Source organism: Bacillota bacterium, from assembly GCA_040754675.1.
In the GTDB taxonomy this organism is placed as follows: Bacteria; Bacillota; Limnochordia; order Limnochordales; family Geochordaceae; genus Geochorda.
Window position 1 is genome coordinate 1 of sequence record JBFMCJ010000254.1, and the last position, 6043, is coordinate 6043.

The 6043-nt window shown below is 69.8% G+C and carries 6 protein-coding genes; all 6 read left to right on the forward strand.

What is annotated here, in order from left to right; genetic code table 11:
* Nucleotides 1-709, forward strand: a 709-nt coding sequence (locus tag AB1609_14070; protein MEW6047587.1) for a DUF4340 domain-containing protein, incomplete at its 5' end; no start/stop codon positions are given.
* Nucleotides 664-1887 carry a glycosyltransferase gene (locus AB1609_14075; protein ID MEW6047588.1) on the forward strand — a complete coding sequence of 408 codons (1224 nt, stop codon included), beginning with the start codon at nucleotides 664-666 and terminating at the stop codon, nucleotides 1885-1887. The genes AB1609_14070 and AB1609_14075, both read left to right, overlap by 46 nt.
* A complete protein-coding gene (locus AB1609_14080; GenBank protein ID MEW6047589.1) occupies nucleotides 1884-2621 on the forward strand; it encodes a polysaccharide deacetylase family protein in 738 nt (245 codons plus the stop codon). Before AB1609_14075 ends, AB1609_14080 begins: the two co-directional genes overlap by 4 nt.
* Complete coding sequence (locus tag AB1609_14085; protein ID MEW6047590.1) at nucleotides 2611-3294, forward strand: hypothetical protein; 684 nt, start codon at nucleotides 2611-2613, stop codon at nucleotides 3292-3294. Before AB1609_14080 ends, AB1609_14085 begins: the two co-directional genes overlap by 11 nt.
* A gap of 189 nt (nucleotides 3295-3483) precedes the next feature.
* Nucleotides 3484-5268, forward strand: a complete 1785-nt coding sequence (locus tag AB1609_14090; protein ID MEW6047591.1) for a 2-oxoacid:acceptor oxidoreductase subunit alpha — start codon at nucleotides 3484-3486, stop codon at nucleotides 5266-5268.
* Nucleotides 5246-6043 (forward strand): 2-oxoacid:ferredoxin oxidoreductase subunit beta (locus AB1609_14095; protein ID MEW6047592.1); only part of this gene is annotated, 798 nt, incomplete at its 3' end. The genes AB1609_14090 and AB1609_14095, both read left to right, overlap by 23 nt.

The following is a 6043-nucleotide window of genomic DNA, read 5'->3' on the forward strand; positions in this document are numbered from 1 at the left end:
GCTGGCGCGCCCCGAGGCCGTCGTGACGGTGGAGTACAGGCCGCCAGACGGGCAGGCTTCCGGTGACGAACAGGGCAAGAACCGCACCATGACGCTCCGGGTGGGCGCCGCGGCCGAATCGTCCGAGCGCTACGTGCAGCTTGAGGGCCAGCCCTCCGTATACACGCTCCCCGCAAGCGACGTGGAGGCGCTGCTCGCCTCCACGTCCGACGGGTGGATCCGGCACCAGGTGTTGGGGCTTTCCCGCAGTGAGCTCCAGCGCATCTCGTTCAGCATGACGGGCCGGCCGGGCCCCCTCACCCTCGAAAAGGACGGCCAGGGTCAGTGGGTGCTCCAGCCGGGCGGGCGGCGCCCCAAGCAGGACGAGGTCGACGGCCTGTTTGACGCCTTGTGGCGGCTCCGGGGTGACCGGGTGGTGGCCGTGGGGAGGTCCGTGCCGAAGACGGGTCGAACTGGAGAGGGCGCGGCCGGGGTGATCGAGATCACAGTCGCCGGCCATGACAGCACCCCGGTGACCCGGCTGTCGATCCCGGTGCTGCTTTCGGCGCCGGCGTCGACGGACCGGCCCTCGCCCCGCACCGTGTACGTGGAGCAGGGCGCCGACCAGCTCACGTACGAGGTGTCGGGGTCGGACCTGGCGCAGGTAGAGAGCACCATCGCTGAATGGACGGCACCCGAATCGGAGGCCAGCACCTCCGGCAGTCGCTGAGACGGGCTGTCTATCGGCTCAGGCCGGCTCCGGTCTGGCAGAGCATCGACCGGGCCGACATCCTGATGCTGACGGCGACGTACGGCAACGGGCACATCCAGGCCACCAGGGCCCTGGTGGACGCCATGGGCGAGCTCCGGCCCGAGGTCCGTACGGCGACGGTGGACTTTTTTGACCTGGTCAACCCCGTGTTCAACGCCGCGACCCGCCTGGCGTACATCTACTCGGTGCGGAAAGCCCCGATCCTGTGGCGGGGGTTTTACGAGCGCACGGCGCGCATCGAGCCGGACTCGTTCTGGCAGCAGCGTCTCTACCACCTGGGCGAGTCGAGCGTACGGCGGCTCGTGACGGCCTCGGGAGCCGGCGTGGTGGTCTCCACGCACCCGACCCCCGGCGGCGTGGTGGCGGAGCTCGTCCATGACGGGAAGCTGCGCCGGAGTACCTTCGCCGTCACCGTCATCACGGACTACATCCTCCACAGCCAGTGGGTCCATCCCGCCACGTCGCTTTACCTGGTACCGTGCCAGGAGGTGGCCGACGATCTGGTGGTCCGGGGGATTCCGGCGTCGCGCATCGCCGTGACGGGCATCCCCCTGCGGAAGGGCTTTGCGAAGCTCCCCGACCGGGAAACGGCCAGATCCCGGTGGGGCCTCGAGGAAGACCTGCCCGCCGTTGTCGTCATGATCGGTGCCTACGGCATGATGCGGGGAGCTGTCGAGGCCTGCCAACGGCTCGCGTTCTTGCGGGAACCCCTCCAGCTTCTGGTCGTGGCCGGGTACGACCAGCAACTCGCCCGCGCCCTCTCCGCCGAACTCGCCGGCTCGTCCCACCCGGTGCGGGTGCTGGGCTTCGTGGAGAACGTTCCGGAACTCATGGTGGCAAGCGACGTCCTGGTCACCAAGGCCGGCGGGCTTACTGTATCCGAGGCGCTGGCGGTGGGTACCGCGACGGTCATCTACTCGCCCATCCCGGGCCAGGAGGAGGGTAACGCCGCCTACCTCCGGCGCCACGGTGCCGCCGAAGTTGCCCCGAACCCGCCGGCGCTCGAGCGGGTCGTCGCCTCTCTGCTGAAAGACCCGGCTCACCGGCGCTCGCTTGGCGAACGGGCGAGGAGCCTGGGCCGCCCGCAGGCCGCGCTGGACGCGGCGACCCGGGTGCTGGAGCACGTCCCGGCGTGACCGCGGGCCTGGCCGTAGCCGCGGCTTTCGGGCTGTTGGTGCTGTCCACGGCTGCCGTCTACACCGCGGGGGCCCAGGTGTGGTATCGCGGCCTCGGGCGCGGCACGCTGAAGGAGGGGCCCCTCGGTTCCCGGGCTGTGGCGTTCACCTTCGACGACGGGCCGGTTCCGGTCTGGACGGCGCGCATTGCGGAGATCCTCGAAGCCGCGGGGGCCCGGGGCACCTTCTTCGTGCTGGCGGAACAGGCACTTCGCCTCCCCGGCGAGATCCGGCGGCTTTCGGAGGGCGGCCACGAGATCGCGCTGCACGGCTTCAACCACCGCCACCTCTGGCTGATGGGGCCGCGGGAGACGTGCGAGAAGCTGCAGGAGGCGGCCGCCGTGGTCGAGCACCTCACCGGGGGCCACGCCCCGCGGTTCTACCGGCCCCCCTGGGGGCACTTCAACATGGCCGCGGCGGTGTGCGCCCGGCGGATGGGGATGCGCATCGCTCTTTGGTCGGCGGCACCGCCTGACTGGGCGCGGCGCCCGAGGCCTGAGGCGCTCGCGAAGGCGCTGATCGGGGCACTGCGCCCGGGCGCCATCATTGACCTCCACGACGGCGGCCCTCCCGGGCGGGCGCAGGTGCTGGCGGACGTTCTACCGGCGGCGCTGCGGCAGGCGCACGCCCTGGGCCTGCACGCCGTCACGCTCTCGGAGCTGTTGGGAAGGGACGGGGCTTGTGGTGGTAGCTGAACCAGGGCCGGCGAGGCCCGCGGGGCGGGCCCGTGAAGCGGCGTACCGGCCATCTCCGGCACACCGCCTGCTCGCGCACGCCTGGTCGGGGTGGGAGTGGCTGTTCGCCAGGCTCTACCGGCTTTACGAGGTGCCGGGGACGGAAGGCTCCGCCCTGCGCTTCGGGTTTCGCCGCTGGCCGGGGCCGGGTGTGACGCTTCAGGATGGTACCGCCGTGCGGCCCGGCGATTGGGTGGCCGAGGTGCATATCAACAGCCCCAGGGTGATGGACCGGTGGGCCGAGGCCGGGGGCTCCACCCTTCGGGTGGTGGCCGCTTTGAGCAGCGAGATGCGTTCGGTGCTGCGGGGACTGGCGCGGGAGATTGAGGCCGGCAGGGTATCCGTTCCGGTGAAGGCGCTGTATGGCAAGACGCTCTTGCACCGCGCCGCGGGGCGGCTCGGGTTTGAGGTGCATGACCTCCCGGATGACCGGTCGGCCCGGTTCCTGGCCGCCTACGAGCGCTGGCTCAGTTTCCTCTACGCCGCGGGGGGCCGGGACCGCCTCACGAGCGCCGAACCCCTGAAGATCATCTGGCTTTCCGTCCCGGAGCTGCTGCGCCGCTTCGGCGGAGACGATACCCCCGGCGCTGCGCGTCCCTCGCAGGGCGGTACGCTCTCGCCTGGCCGGCCGTAAGTTTCAAACGCCGCTACCGGTTCAAACGCCCCCAGGACCGGGTCCGTTCGCCGCCAGCGCTACGGCACGAGCCACCCCCGCATGTATACATACGCCCACGCTTTCGCTGGGAGCGAAGCCATGTTATAATGCGCCGGAACGGTTGTTTTGGTATAAACCAGACACGCAGTCGCACCCGGAGGGATGCCCGTGACAGCAGGCGATCTGACGCTGAAACTGGCCGGCGAAGCCGGGCAGGGTGTCGAATCCAGCGGGGCGGGCTTTGCCCGGGCGCTCCACCGCGCCGGGCTACACGTCTTCACCTGGTCGGACTACATGTCGCGCATTCGGGGCGGCCACAACGCCTTTGCCATTCGGGTGAGCCATAACGGCCCTGTCGCGGCGCCCTCCGACCGGGTACACCTGCTCCTCGCCTTTGATGATGCCAGTGTGGACGCGCACCTCGGCGAGATGGAACCGGGGGGCGTCTTCGTGCTCGACGAGCCACTGGCGCGGTTCGCCGGCCGGGTGGAGGCCGCAGGGGTACAGGCCCTGGTGGCGCCGTTTTCAGGCATCGCCGAGTCGGCCGGCGGCACCAAGGTGATGGCCAACACCGCCGCGCTGGGTGTGGCCGCGGCGCTCATCGGCGCCGGCCTGGAGACCATCGAAGAGGTCATCCGGGAGAACTTCGGGCGCCGCAAGGGCTCGGACGTGGCGGAAGCCAATTTGAGGGTGGCGCGGGCCGGCTACGAGCACGCGCGCACCAACTGGCACGGCCGCTTCCGGTGGCCGCTTTCGCCGGGGCGCCCGAACGGGCGCAGGTCGATCCTGATCAACGGCAACCAGGCCGTGGGGCTGGGGGCGCTCGCCGGCGGCTGCCGCTTCATCGCGGCATACCCCATGACGCCCGCGTCATCCTTGTACGAGTGGCTGACGGCTCACGCCAACCGTTACGGGCTGGTTTCCAAGCAGGCCGAGGACGAGATTGCCGCCATCACCATGGCCATCGGCGCCGGCTACGCAGGGGCCCGCGCCATGACCGCCACGTCGGGCGGCGGTTTCTCGCTGATGGTGGAGGCGCTGGGACTGGCGGGCATGGCCGAGGTGCCCGTGGTGGTGGTTCTGGCCCAGCGGCCGGGGCCTTCCACCGGGATGCCGACCCGCACCGGCCAGGGCGATCTGCTCTTCTCGCTGCACGCCTCGCAAGGCGAGTTCCCGCGGATCATCCTGGCTCCGGGGTCGCAGGAAGAGTGCTTCGATGCGGGCGTTCGGGCGTTCAACCTGGCGGAGAAGTACCAGTGCCCCGTGATCGTCCTCACGGACGGCTTTCTCGCCTCGAGCTTCAAGAGTGCGCCCGAGTCGAGCTTTGACATCGCCGGCGTCCGGATCGACCGGGGTGAGTGGATTGGCCGCGACGAGCTGAAGCGGCTCGGAGGCAAGCCGTACGCCCGCTACCAGATCACGCCGACCGGCGTCTCGCCGCGGGCGCTCGTGGGGCTGCCGGAAGCGGTGCAGATGTCCAACTCGGACGAGCACACAGAGCTCGGGCACTTCGAGGACGAGGACCCGGCAAACCGCAACGCCCAGCAGGCCAAGCGGATGCGCAAGCTCGAGGCGGCCCGGGCCGAGATGCGGCCGCCCGAACGGTACGGCCCGGAAGAGGCAGACATCTCGCTGGTCGGGTGGGGCTCCTCGAAGGGAGCCATCCGGGAGGCGGTGGATCGGCTGAACGCAGAGGGCGTCTCGGCCAACGCCCTGCACTTCGTAGACATCTGGCCGTTCTCGCAAGGCGCATCGGACGCCATCGCGTCGGTGCGCTACCTGGTGGTGGTCGAGGGCAACCTGACCGGCCAGTTCGCCCGGTTGATTCGGGCCGAGACCGGCCGGAAGGCGGACGAGGTCATCACCCGGGACGATGGCCGGCCGATCACGTGCGGCTACATCCTGAGCCGGCTGGAGAGGGTGGCCCTTCATGCTGGACGTGAAGCTGTATAACAGCCCGGTTCGCCCCACCTGGTGTCCCGGGTGTGGCGATTACGGCATACTCAACGCCGTCAAGCAGGCGCTGTCGGAACTCGAGATCTACCCGCACGAGGTGGTCTTCGTCTCCGGCATCGGCTGCGGCAGCAAGCTGCCGGACTACATCCACGCCAACGGCTTCACGACGCTGCACGGCCGGGCGCTGCCGGTGGCGCAGGGCATCAAGCTGGCCAACCCGTCGCTGCACGTAATCGCCGTCACGGGCGACGGGGATGGGTACGGCATCGGCGGCAACCACTTCCTGCACGTCCTGCGGCGCAACCCCGACATCACCCACATCGTGGAGAACAACATGGTCTACGGGCTGACCAAAGGCCAGACGGCGCCGACGTCGCAGAGGGGGTTCGTGAGCAGCACGACGCCGGACGGGTCCATCGAGAAAGCCGTCAACCCGCTGGCGCTCGCTCTCGCGGGCGGCGCCACGTTCGTGGCACGGGGTTTCTCCGGCCAGCCGAAGCACCTGGTCAGGCTCATCGCCCGCGCCATCCGGCACAAGGGGTACGCGCTGGTGGACGTGCTGCAGCCGTGCGTCATCTTCAACCGCATCAACACCTATGACTGGTACAGGGAGCGAGTCTACCTGCTCGACGACGAGGCCGGCTACAACCCGGCCGACTACGATGCGGCGTGGGAGAAGGCCCACGAGTGGGGCGACCGCATCCCGCTGGGCGTCATCTACCAGGTTACCGGTGAGCCCACGTACGAGGAGCAGGTGCCGGCCCTCAAGGAG

Bases quoted from the DNA above. Each gene is read 5' to 3' on its own strand.
- AB1609_14075 (MEW6047588.1), top strand. From the start codon at position 664: ATGGACGGCACCCGAATCGGAGGCCAGCACCTCCGGCAGTCGCTGAGA.